Below are 18951 nucleotides of genomic sequence, written 5' to 3' on the forward strand. Positions count from 1 at the left end.
ACAATAATTATCATTCGCAATAAATAAAGAGGAAATTAATTATTTTAAATTGAAGATTTGACTGTAGCTTTTAGGGTTCAAACGCAAATAAAGAATCAATGTTACTAATACAAAAATCACATGCATTGCCCATACCCATGTAAAACTCTGGCTCAATTGCTGTATCCACGCGGCGCATAATGGCCCAAAGGCTGCAATAATAAATCCTCCAGCCTGCATCAACGAAGTCAATGCGCCTGCGCTAACGGGATGAGGCAAATGATCTAAAGCAGTAATAATACTTAATGCAAAGCAGCCGCCTAGCCCCATACCTAATAACGCGACCCATAAAAGTGGCACATCGCTGGCAAACAGCATCAACCCAGAAAAACCAAGAGCTTGGCAACTGAGCGTGACAATCAGCCAAAAACGACGATCAATATTATGCGAAGCAAACACGGGGATCATGAGTGCAGATAACGCCTGAAACACCGTTAATATGGCAACAAAAGTGCCACTTTGTGCAGCACTCATTCCCTGTTCTTGGAAAAAAGGCGCTAGCCAAGTCACTACAGTGCCATATCCTGCATTAATCAGCCCAAAGCCTGCCATCAACAACCATGCTCTCGGCTTGCGTAAGAATGTCAATACTGAGACCCGATCTGCTTTTGAGCCCCGCTCCGTGTGTACATTCGCCCAAATCGCCAACAGCGCCAACAAAGCAGGGAAAGCAAGCCACGCTAAGGCACTCTGCCAATGGCCTGTTATTTTCTCAACCAACGGGGTGAGCTGTGCGCCGATAGCTCCCCCCGCCATTAACGTGGCTGAATATAACCCTGTCATCATCGCCATTTTTTGGGGGAAATTCGCTTTGATGAGCCCTGGAAATACCGACTGGATATAAGCCGCACCCACTCCACATAAAAAAGCGGTTAATAATAAAGCTGCACCATCAACCACAAAGTAACGAGCGAGTGAACCGACCAGCAGTAATAGCATTGCGCTACTGATACCCGCACGTTCACCTATTCGTTGGTTTAGCATTGGTACAACCAATGCGCCAACCCCCATCAATAACATGGGTAACAATGTTAAAAGCGAAATGCTTTGATAACTCATCCCTGTCGTTTGAATGATATTGTCGATAACAGGCCCTGGGCCCGTCATAAAGGGGCGTAAGTTCACCCCGACTAAAACAATGGTCAGTACTAACGCCAGCGAAGATGGTGCCGCTTTACTCATTTAGATTGCCGTTCCCACCACTGTTGGTACAGTGTACTGCGCGTTTCATCATTGGGTTTTAGTTGCTCAAACCGTAAACCTGATTGCTGCTCAGGAATGACCCTCAGCGCTTTTGCAATCGCATCCGTAGAAAGCCCAAAAGGTGCGGCATCATCATTTGAATAGGCGTAGACGACCCGAGAGATACCCGCCATTCGCATCGCGGCCAAGCACATCGGGCAAGGCTGCCCACTTGCATAAACCACACAGTCATCTAATTTCACGCGGCTTAATTTTTGCCCTGCTTGACGCAATGCCATCAGCTCCGCATGGGCGGTTGGGTCATTGAGCTCAAGTATTTGATTAACGCCACTCGCAACAACTTGCCCATCACAGACAACAATTGCGCCAAAAGGCCGCCCGCCAGCTCGCACGTTTTCCATTGCTAAGTTGATAGCTTGTTGTAAAAATTGCGTATCCGACATTATTTCGCTCCTGAATTCTCAAGAATTTCAATCAAGTTACGGTAACCTTTACTTTTTGCCAACGTCAGCGGTGATATCCCCGAACCATCAGCTAAGTTAACATCTGCGCCACCTTTGATTAATTCAGTGACAATTTGTGCATACTTATCGCTACCATCACCCAAAATAATCGCTTCAATTAGTGCCGTCCAACCCAATCGATTAACATGATTGACATCAACACCCGCATCAATCAAGGTTTTAACCGTTGCAACATGTCCACGTTCTGCCGCAGGGATCAAAGCAGTTCCCCCGTAGCGATTGGTACTTTTTAAATCAGCGCCATGTTGTAGAGTCAATATTAGTATCTCTTGCAAACCACGCGCCCCTGCGTACAAATAAGGGGAATCTTGCATATTATCCCGTGCATTAACGTCCGCACCTTGCTCAATCAAAAAACGGGCAACTTCAAGATGGTTTTCATGGGTTGCCGCCATCAACGCAGTACGTTGGCGTGAATCGCGCTGTTCAATATCCACACCTTGCTCAACTAAGGACTTAACACCTTGTAAGTTACCTTGCTCAGCCAATGATACCAAAGAGTTAGCTTGTGGGTTTGCCATACCTTTCCCCATAAATATCAATGAAATCATAAGAATGCTAGCTAAGTGAACCAACCATTTTGCACGTAAAAAGAATGTTTTCATGATTAATCTCCCCTATGACCCTTTAATCTACTGAAAAAGTATGCTATTTAAAAATTAAATAACTAAATGATTGGTATTTATAAAATGAATCCATTGCTCAATCTTGTTTTGTTAAAAACCTTTGTCACTGTTGCTGAAACAGGGAATTTCACCGTGGCTTCACAGCATTTAAATTCAACACAATCAACATTGAGCCAGCAAATTCAACGGCTAGAAGCTTTAGTCGGTCAGCCTTTATTTGTCCGAGGGCACCGCATACTAACCTTAACCGAAACTGGTGAAGTTTTGTTGAGTTATGCAAAAAATATATTGGCGCTCAATGATACCTTCTTTATGAAAATCACTGGCAATGCCGTCATTCAAACTATTCGGCTCGGTTTTCCTGAAGACCTCGCTTCTGGCCAAGTCACGCCGACACTGGCCGCATTTATGCAAGCTAACCCCAATGTGCGGTTAGAAGTCACGAGTGGCCTAAGCCGACAACTTCATCAGCGCTACCAACATGGCGAATTAGATTTAATTATTGTGAAACAGAAAAAAGGGGAATTTAAAAGTGATTACCATTGGCCGGAACCTTTGTGCTGGCTAACAAGCAACCAATATAAACGTTTAAGTAATGATTCAGTACCTTTGGTGGTTTTTCCTGAAAACGGTCTCTACCGTAATGATATGTTCAAATTATTAGATAGTGAACAGCGCCCTTGGCACATAACTTATACTTGTTCTAGCCTTGCAGGTATTCAAAGTGCTATCGCAGATGGGTTAGGTGTTAGTTTATTACCTTTACGAGCAAAACTTCCTCAACATCGAATTTTAACAGAAGAAGAAGGTTTCCCAGCTGCTCAAGAAATAGAAATTGCCATGCATTTCCATGCTAATACCTCGGATATCATTACGCAACTCGCCAAGAAACTGGCACAACAATTGGGGGAACGCGAGTGATAAATAAACTGATTGAATTAGAAAAAAAATTACATAACAGTACTAACCGACAGAATAGCAATTTTCTTCGCGAGATATTACATGAGGATTTTTTTGAATTTGGTCGTTCTGGCTTTTCAACCGATAAACTCGATACCTTAGCGTCATTGGCTAATGAAACAGCTAAAACGATTTACGCCGAAAACTTCCACTGCTCGCAATTGAGTGATAATACGGTGTTAATGACTTATATCAGTTTTGAACAACAAGATGGGGGTAAAACCAAGCTAACTAACCGCTCATCTATTTGGCTAAAAAATTCAGCAAACCAATGGCAATTAAGGTTTCATCAAGGGACACCTGCAAATTAACAATAAAGTGGAAATGTATCTCCCACTTTATTGTTAGCACAACATTAATTGGCTGCGTTATTTCTTATTAAAATACCCTGCGCGAATGGATGCTCCAATTAAATTCACAACAAAACGCCCAGCAGTCACCCCAGTTAGCTTAGAGGGAATATCTTTTGCGGGTGTAATTTCAACGATATCCATACCAACAACGCGACCTTTTTTCACTAAACCGTGAATTAGGCTACGAGCTTGCAAATAAGTCACCCCACCAGGAGCCGGGCCATCAACTCCAGGCATGATACTCGGGTCAATACCATCGGCATCAATACTAATATAGTAGTTCGAATTATCTGGAATGCGGTCTAAAATGGCTTGCATGCCAACCTCATGCAGTTCATAGGCAGGAATAACATGCGCACCATGGTCTTTAGCCGCTTGGTAATCCGCAGGGCGTCCGCTACCTTGTGCACGTAAACCAATTTGGAAAATTTCACCTATATGCTTCATTTCAGAAGCGCGGCGGATCGGGCTTGAAAGGCCGGTATCCACCCCATTAACCTCTTCACGCCAATCTAAATGTGCATCAATATGCACAAGTGTAATTGGCCCGACTTCATCAAATCCCTGCAAAATAGGCGTTGTGATCCCATGATCGCCCCCTAAAACAATGGGAAGTGCTTTAGCTCTTAATAACTGTCGAATTGCCTCAGCTGCACGCTGATGGTGCTCCCCCAAAGGCTTTGATAAATCAGGAATAACATCACCACAGTCAACAAATTTAATATCTTTACGGCCTTGGAGTAGTGGCCCATCAATATCAAAATCATAATGATCTGGATGCCTAACAATTCGGTCACTCATATCACGTAAATATTGTGGAGCACGAGATTGGTCGTTAGTAAATGCATGAGCACTATAAGCTGAACTAAATGGCATCCCTAGTATGGCAATATCCGCTTCAATGTTGGTCAATTCAGTCACTAATTCTGAATATAAAAATGTTTTATGGCCAACATGTGGGGGTGTCGTTAATTTTTTCATACAAACTATTCCTTCTTAGATTTAGTTTTCTTTCTTTTGTTGTTTTTTATTTCTTAGCCACCAAATGTGTTAGCTAGGAATACAAATAGAGGGACACCAACAATATCCGTTAATACTGTTCCGGCGATTGGTATAATAATGAATGCCTTTCGTGAAAATAAACCATATTTATTACAAATAGCGTCCATAACCACTAAGCCATTTGGTGTTGCACCTAAACCATGTCCAATAAAACCAGCGGACATAACAGCAGCATCATAGTTTTTACCTAATGCGCGATAAACAACAAATATGGCAACTAATATTGTTGTAATGACCTGAGATATTAATATAATCGTTAGTGGTAATGCTAACTCATATAGTTCCCAAAGTTTTAATTTCATCATAGCCATCACTAAAAACATTTCTAGTGATAAAGTAGAAATTAATACTACTGTATTGCGAGATATTTTAATTATTGGTTTTCTTTCATTGATCGAATGAAATATAACACCAACAAACAAACTAAAAATATGTCCAGGAATAGTAAACCCTGTTATTGTACTTATCCATTTTGCTGTCGGCATTCCGATAGCGAGTATGCTTAAAATAACTGCTCCTGTAATAATACATTGTTGAGCCGTAATTTTATCTTCGGTATCGTTACTTTCCGCTAAATTTTCCAAATCAACATGGTCAGTTTCAATTTTTAATTTATTTCTTTGGATCAACCAGTTCCCAACAGGCCCTCCTAGAATTGACCCTGCAATCAAACCAAAAGTCGAAGCCGCTAACCCAACATTCAGGGCTTGGTCGTGACCAAAGGACTCAATCAGCGGTGCTAAAGATGCCGCCATACCATGACCACCTTGCATCGAGGCTTGGCCTGCCATCATAGCAACTAGTGGCTCAATATCTAAAACATATGATAAACCAATGCTGACGCCATTTTGCATAAATGCCAGCCCCCAGCAAATCACCATATAAATTAGCAATATTTTTCCACCACTCACTAATAATTTAACACCTGTCATTAAACCTATTGTGACGAAAAATATATACATCGATAAGTCATATAATGTGTTATCAAAATTAAGCTCAACAATATTAAATTGATAAGCTAACCACATTACAATAGAAAACATAAACCCGCCGATCACCGGACTAGGAATTGAATATTTCATAAAAAATGGAAATTTCTTTATGATTACATTACTAGCAATTAATAATAAGGCCCCTAATGCTGTAAATGTAATCATATCTAATTTTATTGTTAACAATTCATCTGTGACCATAAATTAGAATCCTTTTGTATTTATATATATTTGGATTAATTATTATTTTGTGGCGCTACTTTGGTAATAATTTATTAACAACTACAACTTTAAGATATACGTATCCGCTAGGAATAAAAGTGATATTTTTGATCCTATGGTTTCATAAAATGAAACCTTTTATATAAATAAAAACAATTTTAATAATTAAAATAAAATAGTATTAATTATGCTATTTGTATCCCAATAAAAAATAAGATAGATTAGCATTTAGTGATTGATTTCACGTAATAGGTATAAATATGCATAATAAAAAATTAACTGAAAAAGACTTAAAATCATTACGTGTTTTTACTTCCGTTGCAGAAGCTGGTGGCTTTACCATTGCAGAAAAAAAACTAAATATGTCAAAAGCATCAATAAGCCGCCATATCCGTGAAATTGAAGAAAAACTCGGTGTCCAATTGTGTGAAAGAGGCCCTTCTGGTTTTAAGCTAACTGAGTCAGGTTTATTTGTTATCGAAAAAGCCAATACTGCTTTGAAAGCATTAGATAATATCAAAACTGAAGTCGATGAACGCCATGGGATTTTATCTGGAACATTAGTTATTGGTGTTATTGAACATATATTAACGGATCCACTCTGTCATCTATCAGCCACTATTGCTCAATTTACCCAAGAGGCGCCTAATGTTAAATTAGAGCTAAGCATCCTCAACCATAATCAATTAAATAAAGCGCTTAGTGACAGAACAATTCAAATCGGTATTCGCGGGCAATATCACGAAAATAACCGTTATAATTATCAATTCTTATTTATAGAAAACCATAAACTTTATGTTTCTGCCAATACCGCCAACAACAAACATAATCTAGCATTAGTTTATCGGCCACACCCATTCACTGAAAGTATTTTAGCATCGGGTGAATTTAGCCGAGGCCCTGAAGCCGCTGGCCTTGAGGCTGTAGCTACCTTTATCGCTTCAGGCCACTATGTGGGTATTTTACCGGAAAACTATGCCTCACATATTAATTTCCGCCATTCACTCATAGAAATGAGCGACTCCCCTGTCTTTCATAACCGCATATGTGCAATCACCGAGGCGAGTAAACCGCTAACACAAAGTGAAGCGCTGTTTTTAAAACTACTTTCACAATTAAGTAAAGCACCAGTATCTACATGATCAAAAAATCCCCCAGCAAGTTACCTTACTAGGGGATTAATCACAAAAAACTTAATGCGCGTTAATTACAGTACATCAACACAGTTCAGTTCTTTGAATGCTTGTTCTAAACGAACAACCATTGAATCTTGTGCTTTACGCAGCCACACACGTGGGTCATAGTATTTTTTGTTAGGTTTATCCGCACCTTCTGGGTTACCTAACTGACCTTGCAGATAGCCTTCGTTCTTTTTGTAGTACTGTAAAATACCATCCCAAGTTGCCCACTGAGTATCAGTATCGATGTTCATTTTGATAACACCGTAGCTAACTGCTTCTTTGATTTCAGCAGCACTTGAGCCAGAACCACCGTGGAATACGAAGTCTAAGCTGTTGTGTGGCAGGTTATATTTTTCTGAAACGTAGTCTTGTGAATTACGCAGGATTTTTGGCGTTAACTGAACGTTACCTGGTTTATAAACACCGTGAACGTTACCGAAAGAAGCCGCGATAGTGAAACGCGGGCTTACTGCATTCAGTTTTTCGTATGCATATGCAACATCTTCTGGTTGAGTATACAGCTCAGAACTGTCCATACCTGTGTTATCAACACCGTCTTCTTCACCACCAGTACAGCCTAGTTCGATTTCCAGAGTCATATCGATTTTAGCCATACGCGCTAAATATTTAGCACAGATTTCGATGTTTTCTTCCAGTGTTTCTTCTGACAGGTCAATCATGTGAGAAGAGAACAGTGGTTTACCGGTTTTTGCGTAGTGTTTTTCACCTGCATCTAACAGGCCATCGATCCATGGCAGTAATTTCTTCGCACAGTGGTCAGTATGCAGAATAACAGGAACACCATAGTGCTCAGCCATTTGGTGTACATGATAAGCACCAGAGATCGCACCTAAAATTGCAGCTTGTTGGCCTTCAGCTTTCAGGCCTTTACCTGCGATAAATGCAGCACCGCCATTAGAAAACTGAACAATAACTGGAGCACGAACTTTAGCGGCCGCTTCAAGTACGGCGTTAATTGAATCCGTACCAACACAGTTCACCGCTGGCAATGCAAAGTTATTTTCTTTAGCAACTGCGAAAACTTTCTGTACATCATCACCAGTAAGAACACCCGGTTTAACAAAATCAAAAATTTTAGACATGTGAAAAGGTCCTGTGGTAAACAGGCAGCCTACGCTGCCTGTTGTGTATGAACAATTAATTACGCTTTAGCACGTTCTTCTAGCATCACAACGGCAGGGAGCTTTTTGCCTTCAACGAACTCAAGGAAAGCACCGCCACCAGTAGAGATATATGAAATTTTGTCAGCAATGTCGAATAAATCGATAGCCGCTAGGGTGTCACCACCACCAGCGATAGAGAATGCGTCGCTATCAGCAATCGCTTTTGCAACGATCTCAGTACCTTTACGGAAGTTAGGGAACTCAAACACGCCTACTGGGCCATTCCAAAGAATGGTTTTGGCATTTTTCAGGATCTCAGCCAAACGCTGTGCAGATTCGTCACCTAAATCCAGAATTTGTTCGTCGTCTTTAATTTCAGTACTTGCTTTCAGAGTTGCAGGTGCAGTTTCGGAGAACTCAGTTGCAACGCGAACATCAGTCGGTACTGGAATTTGGCAGTTTGCCAGTAATTTTTTCGCTTCAGGGATTAAGTCTGCTTCATATAATGAGCGACCAACATTGTTGCCTTCCGCTGCGATAAAGGTATTCGCAATACCGCCACCAACAATTAACTGGTCTGCAATTTTAGATAGAGAATCTAATACAGTCAGTTTAGTTGACACTTTAGAACCACCAACAATCGCAACCATTGGGCGAGCTGGGTTATCTAATGCTTTACCTAATGCTTCTAACTCACCACTCAGTAGTGGGCCAGCACAAGCCACTGGAGAGAATTTAGCAACACCATGTGTTGACGCTTGTGCACGGTGAGCCGTACCAAACGCATCCATCACATAAACATCACACAATGCCGCATATTGTTTTGACAGCGTTTCGTCGTCTTTTTTCTCGCCTTTATTAAAGCGAACGTTTTCCAGCACAACTAACTCGCCAGCTTCGATGTCAACACCGTTAAGGTAGTCTTTAACTAAACGGACTGGGTAATCCATTTTATCGGCCAGATAGTCAACAACAGGTTGCAGTGAAAACTCTTCGTTGTACTCGCCTTCGGTCGGGCGACCAAGGTGAGAAGTGACCATGACTTTAGCGCCTTGTTTCAGAGCAGCTTCAATTGTTGGTAATGAAGCACGAATACGCGCATCAGAAGTAACTTTGCCATCTTTTACAGGAACGTTTAAGTCAGAACGGATGAATACGCGTTTACCCGCTAAGTCTAAATCGGTCATCTTAATTACAGACATGGTGAATCCTCTCGTTGATTCTCTATAAAGTTTCCATCAGCGACTGTGCAAAACAATAAAGTTATCATGCCCTGCTGTCTGTCAGTCGCCAATTAGTTTAAACCTGTCGCTGCCATTGCTAATGTTGTATCTAGCATCCGGTTAGCAAACCCCCATTCGTTATCACACCAAACTAGGGTTTTAATTAAATGCTTACCACTAACTCGCGTTTGTGTACCATCAATAATAGCACTGTGTGGATCATGATTGAAATCCATCGAGACTAGCGGTAATTCTGTGTAGTCCACTATACCACGAAAATGCCCTTGTGCAGCGCTTCGCAGTAGTTGGTTGACTTTTTCAACACAAACATCGTCATGTACGGTAACACTCAAATCAATCGCTGTCACATTCGTCGTCGGTACACGAACAGAAATGGCTTCAAAGTGGTCTTTAAATTTCGGAAAAATTCGTGTAATTCCTGCGGCTAATTTGGTATCAACAGGAATGATAGACTGACTCGCTGAGCGAGTTCTGCGTAAATCTTTATGATAGGCATCGATAACGGGTTGGTCATTCATTGACGCGTGAATCGTCGTCACTGTCCCCGATTCAATCGAAAATGCCTCATCAAGTAATTTAATAATTGGAATAATACAATTGGTGGTACAAGAAGCATTGGAAACAATCTTGTCTTGAGCGGTTAGGCTTTCATGGTTAACACCATAAACGATAGTGGCATCAAGGTCGTCAGTACCCGGGTGAGAAAATAACACTTTTTTCGCCCCTGCCGCTAAATGCAGTAACCCATCATCCCGTGAGCCATAAGCCCCACTGCAATCTAAAACGACATCAATACCCAGCTCTTTCCAAGGCAACTCATGCAGCTCACGTTGATGAAATAAACGAATATTATCATCACCAACTTGTAAAAGTGTTCCGTTAAGCCGTACATCCCAAGCAAAACGCCCATGGCTGGAATCATACTTCAGCAAATGCGCAATACCTTCAGGTTCAGCAAGTTCGTTAACCGCCACCACGATAATCTCTGCCCGACGGCCAGATTCATACAACGCTCTTAGAACACTTCGACCAATGCGGCCAAAGCCGTTTATTGCTACCCTGATTGCCATTCTACACCTTGTATCTGAGCAAAATCACACGGTTGCTAAGGATAACTGACTCACACCAACTCTACTGCTCATTTTAGCTGTCAAACATCAAAAGTGTGCTTCAACCGACATTTTTAAAAAATATTTTCATTCAGCAATACATGACTGAAACGGTTCAGCTTATCTAAGGTTAGATTAAGGGATATATTTACAGAACGCAATAGAAAATCCTATATTGGTGCACAAAAAAACAACGCCTAGCTTATCACTAGGCGTTGTTCAGCAAGATAATTAGAAATGGGAACCAAAATTCGGGACTCATTCCTTCTTATTTTATTTCAGTAAAGATTTAGCAGCTTCAACCGCTTTCTCTACTGTAATACCGAATTCTTTAAACAGAACTTCGGCAGGAGCAGATTCACCAAAGGTATGCATACCGATGATAGCACCGTTTAAACCAGTGTACTTGAACCAGTAATCTGCAATACCCGCTTCGATAGCAACACGTGCTGTCACATTGGCAGGTAAAACAGCTTCGCGGTATGCCGCATCTTGTTTATCAAATGCATCGGTTGATGGCATAGAAACAACACGGACCTTACGGCCTTCTGATGTTAATTGCTCAGCCGCTTTAACGGCCAGTTCCACTTCAGAACCTGTCGCAATAAAGATTAACTCAGGCGTGCCTGCGCAATCTTTCAGAATGTAAGCCCCTTTCTCAATATTGGCTAATTGCTCAGCAGTACGAGGTTGTTGCTCTAAATTTTGACGAGAGAAGATTAATGCGCTTGGGCCATCTTTACGTTCGATAGCATATTTCCACGCCACAGCAGATTCAACTTGGTCACAAGGGCGCCATGTGCTGACATTTGGTGTCACACGCAGACTTGCCAGTTGCTCAACCGGTTGGTGAGTTGGGCCATCTTCACCCAGACCAATAGAGTCGTGAGTATAAACAAAGATGCTACGCACTTTCATCAGTGCTGCCATACGAACCGCATTACGTGCGTATTCAACGAACATCAGGAATGTCGCACCGTAAGGAATGAAACCACCATGTAACGCGATACCGTTCATGATAGCTGACATACCAAATTCACGAACACCGTAGTGAATGTAGTTGCCCGCTGGGTCAACGTTCAGTGCTTTGGAGCCTGACCACATGGTTAAGTTACTTGGCGCTAAGTCCGCAGAACCGCCCATAAATTCAGGTAATACTTTACCAAATGCTTCTAATGCATTTTGTGATGCTTTACGGCTTGCGATATTTGCTGGGTTTTGTTGCAGATTTTCAACAAATTGTTTCGCATCCGCGTCAAAGTTAGCAGGTAATTCACCATTCATACGACGAGTGAATTCCGCAGCTAGTTCAGGGAATTGCGCTGCATACGCGGCGAATTTTTTATCCCATGCGCTTTGTTTTTCTTTACCTGCAGTACGAGCATCCCAAGCTTCATAGATATCTTTAGGAATTTCGAATGGGCCGTAGCTCCACCCCAGAGCTTCACGAGTTGCTGCAATTTCAGCATCACCTAAAGGCGCACCGTGAACAGACTCAGAACCCGCTTTGTTTGGTGAACCAAAACCAATAATAGTTTTACACATAATCAGTGTTGGTTTATCAGTTTGGCTTTTCGCTTCATTCACTGCCGCGTTGATCTGTGATGCATCATGGCCGTCGATATCACGGATAACATGCCAACCGTAAGATTCGAAACGTGCAGCGGTATCGTCAGTAAACCAACCTTCAACTTCACCATCAATAGAGATACCGTTGTCATCATAGAATGCGATCAGTTTATTTAATTTCAGTGTACCCGCTAAAGAACACGCTTCGTGCGAGATACCTTCCATCATACAACCATCACCCATGAACACATAAGTGTGGTGGTCAACAATGTCATGGTTAGGGCGGTTAAATTGCGCTGCTAATGTACGTTCTGCAATCGCAAAACCCACTGCATTTGCAATGCCTTGACCTAAAGGACCGGTTGTTGTTTCAACACCTGGAGTATAGCCATATTCTGGGTGGCCCGGTGTTTTAGAGTGTAATTGGCGGAAATTTTTTAACTCTTCAATAGATAAGTCATAACCAGTGAGGTGCAGTAAGCTATAAATCAACATTGAGCCATGGCCGTTTGACAGTACAAAACGGTCACGATCTGCCCAGTGTGGGTCAGCTGGGTTATGATTCATATGGTCACGCCACAGTACTTCAGCAATATCAGCCATGCCCATTGGCGCGCCAGGATGCCCTGATTTTGCTTTTTGAACCGCATCCATACTTAGAAAGCGGATAGCATTAGCAAGGGTTTTACGAGTCGTCATCAGTATACTCCAGGTAGGATAAAAACGTACTTAAACCAATTTTTACAACGCAATACGGATAGTGCTACTTTAATTTCGCTGTAACATGAAAACATCAATTTAGCGATGTATCCCATATGTTCCCTACTTTAAGGAGCCATAGCACATCGACAACAAATTGAGCATTTCACGAATAGAGCGATTGAAAGTAACCCAATTCTACCCATACCGCAATATTTGCTATGTTCATGGCAGCAGATCGCTAATAAATTGAACTGCCGCAAAGCTGAATCCATTCCATTGCGCAAAATATCCCTTAATGCTTACATTTTTGCGCAAGTGACTAACCTTATTAAACCTGAGTTCAGTGTCTGGGATCAAGGTGATTTATGCATCTAGCGCATTTAGCTGCCACATTAGTGATAATTGGCAAAGTTTTAGACAAAAAAAAGCCTCAATATGCCCGAATATTTTTGTTTAGGTTAAGTCAAATACCCAACCCTTCCAATGATTAGAAATAAATAGAAGTAACATGAATTGAAAAAACAGTAGCAATAAATATTACTGGCTAATCGCAGTTGCCTATAGCCTATAGAATGGTCTATCTCCACACCTAACAAGGAGAAAATAAGAATCGTTCAAAATAATCTAGATAAGCTATTCTGCAAAGCTTATCTAGATTGCTCATCATATATAGATAGTGCGTGCACTTCTAACAACCAACGTTTTTACAACAGAAATTCCTATACAGATCACAGTTCTTATATGTATAGTTTTGAATAAAAGTGGCTTTCAAAAGCCCGCAGTGCAATCTTAATTAGCGGTTAGGTAAATCGGTATATCTAACTTATTAAGTAATAATTAGCGAATCTCTAAGTGAAGAATTGCTTTTAGAACAAACGTGTATAGTATTAGGCACTGCAAAACCTATATTCATTTAGTGACCTAATTACAAAGAGGAAGCTTTCCCATTATTATTTCTATAGCACACGACATCCACAGATAAAGACATCATAATTGATATTGCTGAAATTAAAATAAGGGGCACTAGAGAACGTAGTAACCTATCGCTGATTCTATTTTCACTGGTAAAATATCTGATGAGACTATAGAAAATAAATTGGCCTGTAAGACAAAATTTCAGGTCTAAACCCTATGTGCCACAATAGGGTCATGATATTAAAAAGTTGATACTATAGTATCAACCTACTAGACACTTATGTCATATCATATATCTAGTTAGCAAAGTGTAATTTTAACATCATACACATTAAACTAGTTAGTTGAGTTATTAATAAATAAGAGGGCTAAAAACACATTACAAATTATAATTTTACCAATATAACTGGTTTCCTACCTTTATTCTAAATTCTTCCCACCCTTTAATTGTAATAAATTGTAACTTTCAATGTAGATTCTTTATACTTCTTAATTAAATATACATTTGTTAACAATTATAATAATTTTACACTTATTTAGTGTATTTTTTTATTGATCCCCCTGATTTCAATACTATTAAGTGTATTTTTAACCAATTAAACTGGTGAGAAGATATTTTTTAATTAGATAATGCTAAAAAAAACAGATTTAATAGAAAAAACCTATTAAAAGTCAATCTTTAATAGAAATCCTACCATTTACTCTTTTTTTAATGTATTTATTATAACACTCAATTAAGCAAGCGAGTGAGCTAACGAATATCATATAAATAGATCTATTAATATTAGAGGCTGAAAAAATGAAAGCTAATATAATTAGTAGTCATGTAGGAAATTATTTACGAAAATCACGCAAAGAAAAAAACATGACAGGAAAACAGTTGGCAGAATTAATTAACATTAGCCAACAACAGGTATCTCGCTATGAAACTGGTAGTAGTTCATTATCGCTAGATCAATTAAATGAAATATTAACCGTTTTAGACAAAAGATGGATTGAAATGATTTACTATATTGATTGTTTCTCTGAAGAAAATAAAAGAAACAATATAAATTTAAGTAAAAAAACAATCGAAATATTACTAAACAGCATGAAAGATATTTAAATATTCTATTTTAAATTCAATAAAACCATATCAATATGTAAAAATTAAATAACTAATTTTACTATTGTTTTCTATCAATATAAAAAGAGAGATTAGTATGTTAAATAAAAAAATGGCTTCTGTATTGTTATCAACAATTATCGCAGCTTCTTTTACTACAGCTGCAAATGCAGATACACGTACCGCTCAAGCAACAGCAACATGGCAAGCGACTGCAATTAAAGACACGACAAGTATGTTAGTTGTAACTCCATTAAGAAGTTTAACTTTTAATTATGCCGAAGGCCAAAAAAGCTTTAACCAACAGAATGGAGCATTTGATATCGCTATTCAAGGCCAAGCTGGTGCAACAGATTTTAAATTAGCGTCAAAAATTATTGCTAATACATTAGCAAGAACAACTGACGATTCTAAATTAACTGTTGGGGTTAAATGGAATGGCGAAGACTTGACTAAAAATAATGATTTAGTATTAATTGATACATCAACCGGTTTAACTTCTGGTTTAGACAATTTAGCAGCTGATGGCATCTATAATGGCTCTGAGCGTGCAGCAGATCGCGGTGAATTCACCTTTGTTATTGCTGGCGCTGAAGCTGATGGTGCAGCGACTGACTTTAAAGCACTGACTGATGGTACATGGGATGGTGATGTGAAAGTTCAATTTACTGCAACTTGGGACGGTGATTTCACGCCAGCTCCTTAATTCAATATCCCCTTATTAGATAACTAAATATTACGATAAAGATACTATAGGGAAATAATATCTTTATCGTCATTCATTTTTGAAATTTACGATTATGAAAAAGATAACATTAGCATTAATTTTATTATCATGGTTACCATTAAAAAGCAGTTTTGCTGTCAACGTGGGAAATATTACTGAAATAATATCATCGAATGAAGACACCTTATCTAAAGAAATTGAAAATACAGTAGATACAGCAAGATTGGTAAATTTAACGATAGAAAAAATAGATTCACCACTTGATACTGGAAAAGTAATTACAGTTACTGATCCTAATGAAATATTATCAACACCCGCTAATTTAATTCTTCCAGGGCATGCAAAAGATATATTTAAGATAATTTATCAAGGCCCAAAAGATAATAAAGAACGTTACTATCGATTAAATTGGAAAGATGATCCTATTGGCGAGAGTGGTGTTACACAAAGTGCGAAATCGGCATCAGCAACAACATCAGCAACAATTAGCACAATTCTCGTTGTCGCACCAAGAATTGAAAACTTTAATTATAAATATACTAATTCCCAAGTTTCAAATACTGGAAATAGCACCTTCCGTGTAGTGGCTTCAGGCCCTTGTTTAGTAGAAAAACAAAAATACGGAGTGGATGGTATTTGTCGCGAGCGTTATTACCTCATGCCAAACTTAGCCGTCAAATTACAATTTGTCGATGTCACAAATAAAAAATCAAGCGTAGGTATTTGGCACAAAGGAGAGTTCATTGTTGTCAAATAATTAAGAATGGACTTAAATTATGCGTAAGAGTGCTATTGCTTTATCAATATTAAGTATTATTTTTTCGAATACAATTAATGCCAATGAAATGAAAAGCGTTAAGATAGGTGGATATATTATTCCTCCTGCATTTGTTAGTGCATTGGAAGAAGGAATGTCTGTACCTGTTTTTTTACGACTAAATGATGATGCAGCAACCAATCAGAGCGAAAGTAAAATTGCAGATGCAGTTATTGTAATCGATCATGGTAATATTAAATTATCAAGTATTCATCTCATTGAAAATGAGCAAGGTGCGAAATTAAATAATTTATTAGTTGATAAACTTGAAGAAAAAAAGGATGCCATTTTTAATGAAAGTAATGGTATTATTATTGATAATAATGCAACCCTTCAATTAAACATTTCTTCTTTTAATTTATCATTAGATGTTGATAAAGCTGCTTTTTCGCCAAAAGAACATGCGCGGCAATCTGTACTAGGAAATTCTTCAGTTAATTCATTTTCAGCGGTAGCTAACTATGATTTAGGGGTATTCCAGAGCCGTGTTAAAGATTCAAAAGATACATCCAGCAGCTATTTCAATTTAGATACATTATTCGCAGCTGCGGAACATCACTTTAATGTAAATGCATCAGCATATAGCATTGGAAAATCTAATTCTAATGTTGAGCTGTATCGTGCAATGTATGAGCGTGATTTCAACGGATTTCGTTTTGCACTTGGGCTCATGAGTACGTGGAATTTACAGTCTATTGCCAGCTTAACTACCCTTAGCAGCAGTAAAATTTATGCGGCATCAATAGGAAACAATTCCTCAAGTATGGTGACAAATAAGCAGCAATCACTTACGCCGATTTATGCTTTTTTAAATAGCCCAGGCGAAGTACGCATTTATCGGCAAGGTAAATTATTAAATATTCAAAATTTTCCAATGGGTAATTTTGAAGTTGATACCAGTGTACTACCCTATGGTATTTACGACGTCACTATTGAGACAGTTATCGATGGCAAAATTGTCACAACACAGCACCAAACAATTAATAAATCCTTCGGTGCGATAACGGGCGGTTTTGATAAACTCAATTGGGAAATTTATGGTGGTTATATTGACTTTGATAAGCGCAATTATGTAAGAAATGAAGGCTCAACGAGCCAAACTCCTGGTAAAAGCCATTTAATCGGAGCCTCTTTTGCTTATAACTTCCCTGTATTGTCTGGCGTGCGTTTTCAAATGTCAAATTATGGGTTTGATAAATTTGTTGTACAAGAAACGAGTATCAACGCGGCTTTAAATAACTATATCTCAGTTAACTGGCAAGGGATGCTAGAAAACCATGGTAGTTATCGGAACATTGCGACTCTTTCTATCAATATACCGGAAGGTTATGGTTCTTTATGGGCATCTAAAGAAAAAACTGTAGTGAGTGGTGATTTACCACTTTATGATGCTGACAGTTATTCTTATGGCGGAACCATTAATTTTGACAAAATAATTGATAGAACTGGGTCACTGACTATTAGTAATACTAAAGATCGCCGTATTGGCAGTGATTCAATTAACTATGAATATGCGAATACATTATTCTCTGGCCGTTATGGAACGGTGGGGCTAAGAGCGGGTGTACAGCGCTATCATTATGATAACCAAAATAGTACCAACGAAAAATATATTAACCTCGATTTTTCCTTACCTTTATCAACATGGTTGAGTACGGGTGTTTCCTCAACAAATGGTAATGTGAAAGCAAATATTTATGCGAATAAAAACTTTGAAAATTCGGTGATTACCAATGCAGGGGTTTCTGTCTCCAAATTAGTCCGAGATAAAGATAATGGTGAATCCAATTTTTCAACATTAGGCTATGCTTCTTATGATACTAAATATAATTCAGGTACCGTAACGATTAATCGCCCCGATAATAACAGACTTAATGGCAATTTAACCTCTCGTGGCTCTGTGGCATATAGCAACGGCATGATCATGCCAAGTGGGCAGCAAGGTAAATCAGGCGTCATTATTAATTCCGATATAAAAGGTAGCGGCAGCATGGTCGCAAAAGTAAATGGGCAAAATTACCCAATTAGCGGAAAAAATACCTTTATTCCATTATCCCCTTATTCGGATTATGACATTCAACTAATGAATGACGGAAAATCAAAAGACAGCTTTGATATTGTCTCAGGGCGAAATAAATCCGTCACATTATACCCAGGAAACATTGCTCTTTATCAACCAGAGGTAAGGCAATTAGTCACGGTATTTGGCCGTCTGAAATCACCAAATGGTGAATACATAAAATATGCCTCAATTCGAAATCATATTGGTCGAACAAAAACGGACCAAAATGGTGAGTTTTCCATGGATGTTGACGTCCGATATCCAGTGATATCGTTATTACAAGATGATCAGCAAACAATTTGCGAAGCAGATTTAAACCTTCAAGGTGCACGTGGTGCATTGTGGGTCGGTGAGGTGACATGTGAACCTCAAGAAGCATTTGCTAAACGTTAATTATCACTTTAAAGGCTAATTT

16 protein-coding genes are annotated in these 18951 nt (G+C 39.2%); 7 read left to right on the forward strand and 9 right to left on the reverse strand.

Annotated features, from left to right (window positions below; translation table 11 throughout):
* Positions 1–39: 39 nt before the first annotated feature.
* From PR834_RS10030 to PR834_RS10040, 3 genes are read right to left on the reverse strand one after another with little or no spacing between them, the layout of a single operon-like run.
* On the reverse strand, positions 40–1221 hold the full coding sequence (locus tag PR834_RS10030) for a cyanate transporter (protein WP_094962164.1): 1182 nt from the start codon (positions 1219–1221) through the stop codon (positions 40–42).
* A complete protein-coding gene (locus PR834_RS10035; protein WP_272536625.1) occupies positions 1218–1685 on the reverse strand; it encodes a nucleoside deaminase in 468 nt (155 codons plus the stop codon). The genes PR834_RS10030 and PR834_RS10035 overlap by 4 nt, the downstream gene beginning before the upstream one ends.
* The gene (locus PR834_RS10040; RefSeq protein WP_004905375.1) at positions 1685–2371 is read right to left on the reverse strand and encodes an ankyrin repeat domain-containing protein; all 687 of its coding nucleotides are present in this window, start codon (positions 2369–2371) and stop codon (positions 1685–1687) included. The genes PR834_RS10035 and PR834_RS10040 overlap by 1 nt, the downstream gene beginning before the upstream one ends.
* 84 nt (positions 2372–2455) lie before the next feature.
* Here PR834_RS10040 and PR834_RS10045 point away from each other — a divergent pair, with 84 nt between their 5' ends.
* On the forward strand, positions 2456–3313 hold the full coding sequence (locus tag PR834_RS10045) for a LysR substrate-binding domain-containing protein (RefSeq protein WP_262960660.1): 858 nt from the start codon (positions 2456–2458) through the stop codon (positions 3311–3313).
* Positions 3310–3663 (forward strand): nuclear transport factor 2 family protein, encoded by a 354-nt coding sequence (locus PR834_RS10050; RefSeq protein WP_196725384.1) that lies wholly within the window; start codon positions 3310–3312, stop codon positions 3661–3663. Before PR834_RS10045 ends, PR834_RS10050 begins: the two co-directional genes overlap by 4 nt.
* A 57-nt stretch (positions 3664–3720) precedes the next feature.
* On the opposite strand, the gene PR834_RS10055 is transcribed toward PR834_RS10050, so the two are convergent.
* Entirely contained in the window at positions 3721–4686 is a 966-nt protein-coding gene (locus PR834_RS10055) for an agmatinase (protein WP_094962160.1), read from the reverse strand.
* A 53-nt stretch (positions 4687–4739) separates the two neighbouring features.
* Positions 4740–5960, reverse strand: coding sequence for a sodium/glutamate symporter (locus PR834_RS10060; RefSeq protein WP_094962159.1), 1221 nt, complete (start codon positions 5958–5960; stop codon positions 4740–4742).
* A gap of 281 nt (positions 5961–6241) precedes the next feature.
* Between PR834_RS10060 and PR834_RS10065 the strand changes: the two genes are divergently transcribed.
* Positions 6242–7123 carry a LysR family transcriptional regulator gene (locus PR834_RS10065; RefSeq protein ID WP_110592383.1) on the forward strand — a complete coding sequence of 294 codons (882 nt, stop codon included), beginning with the start codon at positions 6242–6244 and terminating at the stop codon, positions 7121–7123.
* A gap of 65 nt (positions 7124–7188) precedes the next feature.
* Here the strand turns inward: PR834_RS10065 and fbaA are convergent, their stop codons facing one another.
* The 4 genes from fbaA to tkt all read right to left on the reverse strand — a co-directional run bounded on the left by fbaA (position 7189) and on the right by tkt (position 12907).
* Complete coding sequence (gene fbaA, locus PR834_RS10070) at positions 7189–8265, reverse strand: class II fructose-bisphosphate aldolase (RefSeq protein ID WP_094962157.1); 1077 nt, start codon at positions 8263–8265, stop codon at positions 7189–7191.
* A 59-nt stretch (positions 8266–8324) separates the two neighbouring features.
* Entirely contained in the window at positions 8325–9488 is a 1164-nt protein-coding gene (gene pgk / locus PR834_RS10075) for a phosphoglycerate kinase (RefSeq protein WP_004905385.1), read from the reverse strand.
* Between the two features lie 92 nt (positions 9489–9580).
* Complete coding sequence (epd, locus tag PR834_RS10080) at positions 9581–10600, reverse strand: erythrose-4-phosphate dehydrogenase (protein WP_272536626.1); 1020 nt, start codon at positions 10598–10600, stop codon at positions 9581–9583.
* A 312-nt stretch (positions 10601–10912) separates the two neighbouring features.
* Positions 10913–12907, reverse strand: coding sequence for a transketolase (gene tkt, locus PR834_RS10085; RefSeq protein ID WP_004905389.1), 1995 nt, complete (start codon positions 12905–12907; stop codon positions 10913–10915).
* A 1717-nt stretch (positions 12908–14624) separates the two neighbouring features.
* On the opposite strand from tkt, the gene PR834_RS10090 reads away from it, so the two are divergent.
* From PR834_RS10090 to PR834_RS10105, 4 genes are all read left to right on the forward strand, one after another.
* The gene (locus PR834_RS10090) at positions 14625–14930 is read left to right on the forward strand and encodes a helix-turn-helix domain-containing protein (RefSeq protein ID WP_004905391.1); all 306 of its coding nucleotides are present in this window, start codon (positions 14625–14627) and stop codon (positions 14928–14930) included.
* A 97-nt stretch (positions 14931–15027) separates the two neighbouring features.
* The gene (gene ecpA / locus PR834_RS10095) at positions 15028–15636 is read left to right on the forward strand and encodes a common pilus major fimbrillin subunit EcpA (RefSeq protein ID WP_112307853.1); all 609 of its coding nucleotides are present in this window, start codon (positions 15028–15030) and stop codon (positions 15634–15636) included.
* A 94-nt stretch (positions 15637–15730) separates the two neighbouring features.
* Positions 15731–16414: a hypothetical protein gene (locus PR834_RS10100; protein ID WP_004905393.1), complete on the forward strand. Its 684-nt coding sequence runs from the start codon at positions 15731–15733 to the stop codon at positions 16412–16414.
* A gap of 19 nt (positions 16415–16433) precedes the next feature.
* Positions 16434–18929, forward strand: coding sequence for a CS1-pili formation C-terminal domain-containing protein (locus tag PR834_RS10105; protein ID WP_272536627.1), 2496 nt, complete (start codon positions 16434–16436; stop codon positions 18927–18929).
* The last annotated feature ends 22 nt before the right edge of the window (positions 18930–18951 follow it).

The sequence above is a fragment of the Providencia sp. PROV182 genome, assembly GCF_028480325.1.
Classification (GTDB): Bacteria; Pseudomonadota; Gammaproteobacteria; order Enterobacterales; family Enterobacteriaceae; genus Providencia; species Providencia hangzhouensis.

Coding starts and splice junctions, on each gene's coding strand:
- PR834_RS10055 (WP_094962160.1), bottom strand. CDS start 4,686: ATGAAAAAATTAACGACACCCCCACATGTTGGCCATAAAACATTTTTA.
- PR834_RS10030 (WP_094962164.1), bottom strand. CDS start 1,221: ATGAGTAAAGCGGCACCATCTTCGCTGGCGTTAGTACTGACCATTGTT.
- ecpA (WP_112307853.1), top strand. CDS start 15,028: ATGTTAAATAAAAAAATGGCTTCTGTATTGTTATCAACAATTATCGCA.
- PR834_RS10105 (WP_272536627.1), top strand. CDS start 16,434: ATGCGTAAGAGTGCTATTGCTTTATCAATATTAAGTATTATTTTTTCG.
- tkt (WP_004905389.1), bottom strand. CDS start 12,907: ATGACGACTCGTAAAACCCTTGCTAATGCTATCCGCTTTCTAAGTATG.
- pgk (WP_004905385.1), bottom strand. CDS start 9,488: ATGTCTGTAATTAAGATGACCGATTTAGACTTAGCGGGTAAACGCGTA.
- PR834_RS10060 (WP_094962159.1), bottom strand. CDS start 5,960: ATGGTCACAGATGAATTGTTAACAATAAAATTAGATATGATTACATTT.
- PR834_RS10045 (WP_262960660.1), top strand. CDS start 2,456: ATGAATCCATTGCTCAATCTTGTTTTGTTAAAAACCTTTGTCACTGTT.
- PR834_RS10040 (WP_004905375.1), bottom strand. CDS start 2,371: ATGAAAACATTCTTTTTACGTGCAAAATGGTTGGTTCACTTAGCTAGC.
- PR834_RS10090 (WP_004905391.1), top strand. CDS start 14,625: ATGAAAGCTAATATAATTAGTAGTCATGTAGGAAATTATTTACGAAAA.
- epd (WP_272536626.1), bottom strand. CDS start 10,600: ATGGCAATCAGGGTAGCAATAAACGGCTTTGGCCGCATTGGTCGAAGT.
- PR834_RS10100 (WP_004905393.1), top strand. CDS start 15,731: ATGAAAAAGATAACATTAGCATTAATTTTATTATCATGGTTACCATTA.
- PR834_RS10035 (WP_272536625.1), bottom strand. CDS start 1,685: ATGTCGGATACGCAATTTTTACAACAAGCTATCAACTTAGCAATGGAA.
- fbaA (WP_094962157.1), bottom strand. CDS start 8,265: ATGTCTAAAATTTTTGATTTTGTTAAACCGGGTGTTCTTACTGGTGAT.
- PR834_RS10065 (WP_110592383.1), top strand. CDS start 6,242: ATGCATAATAAAAAATTAACTGAAAAAGACTTAAAATCATTACGTGTT.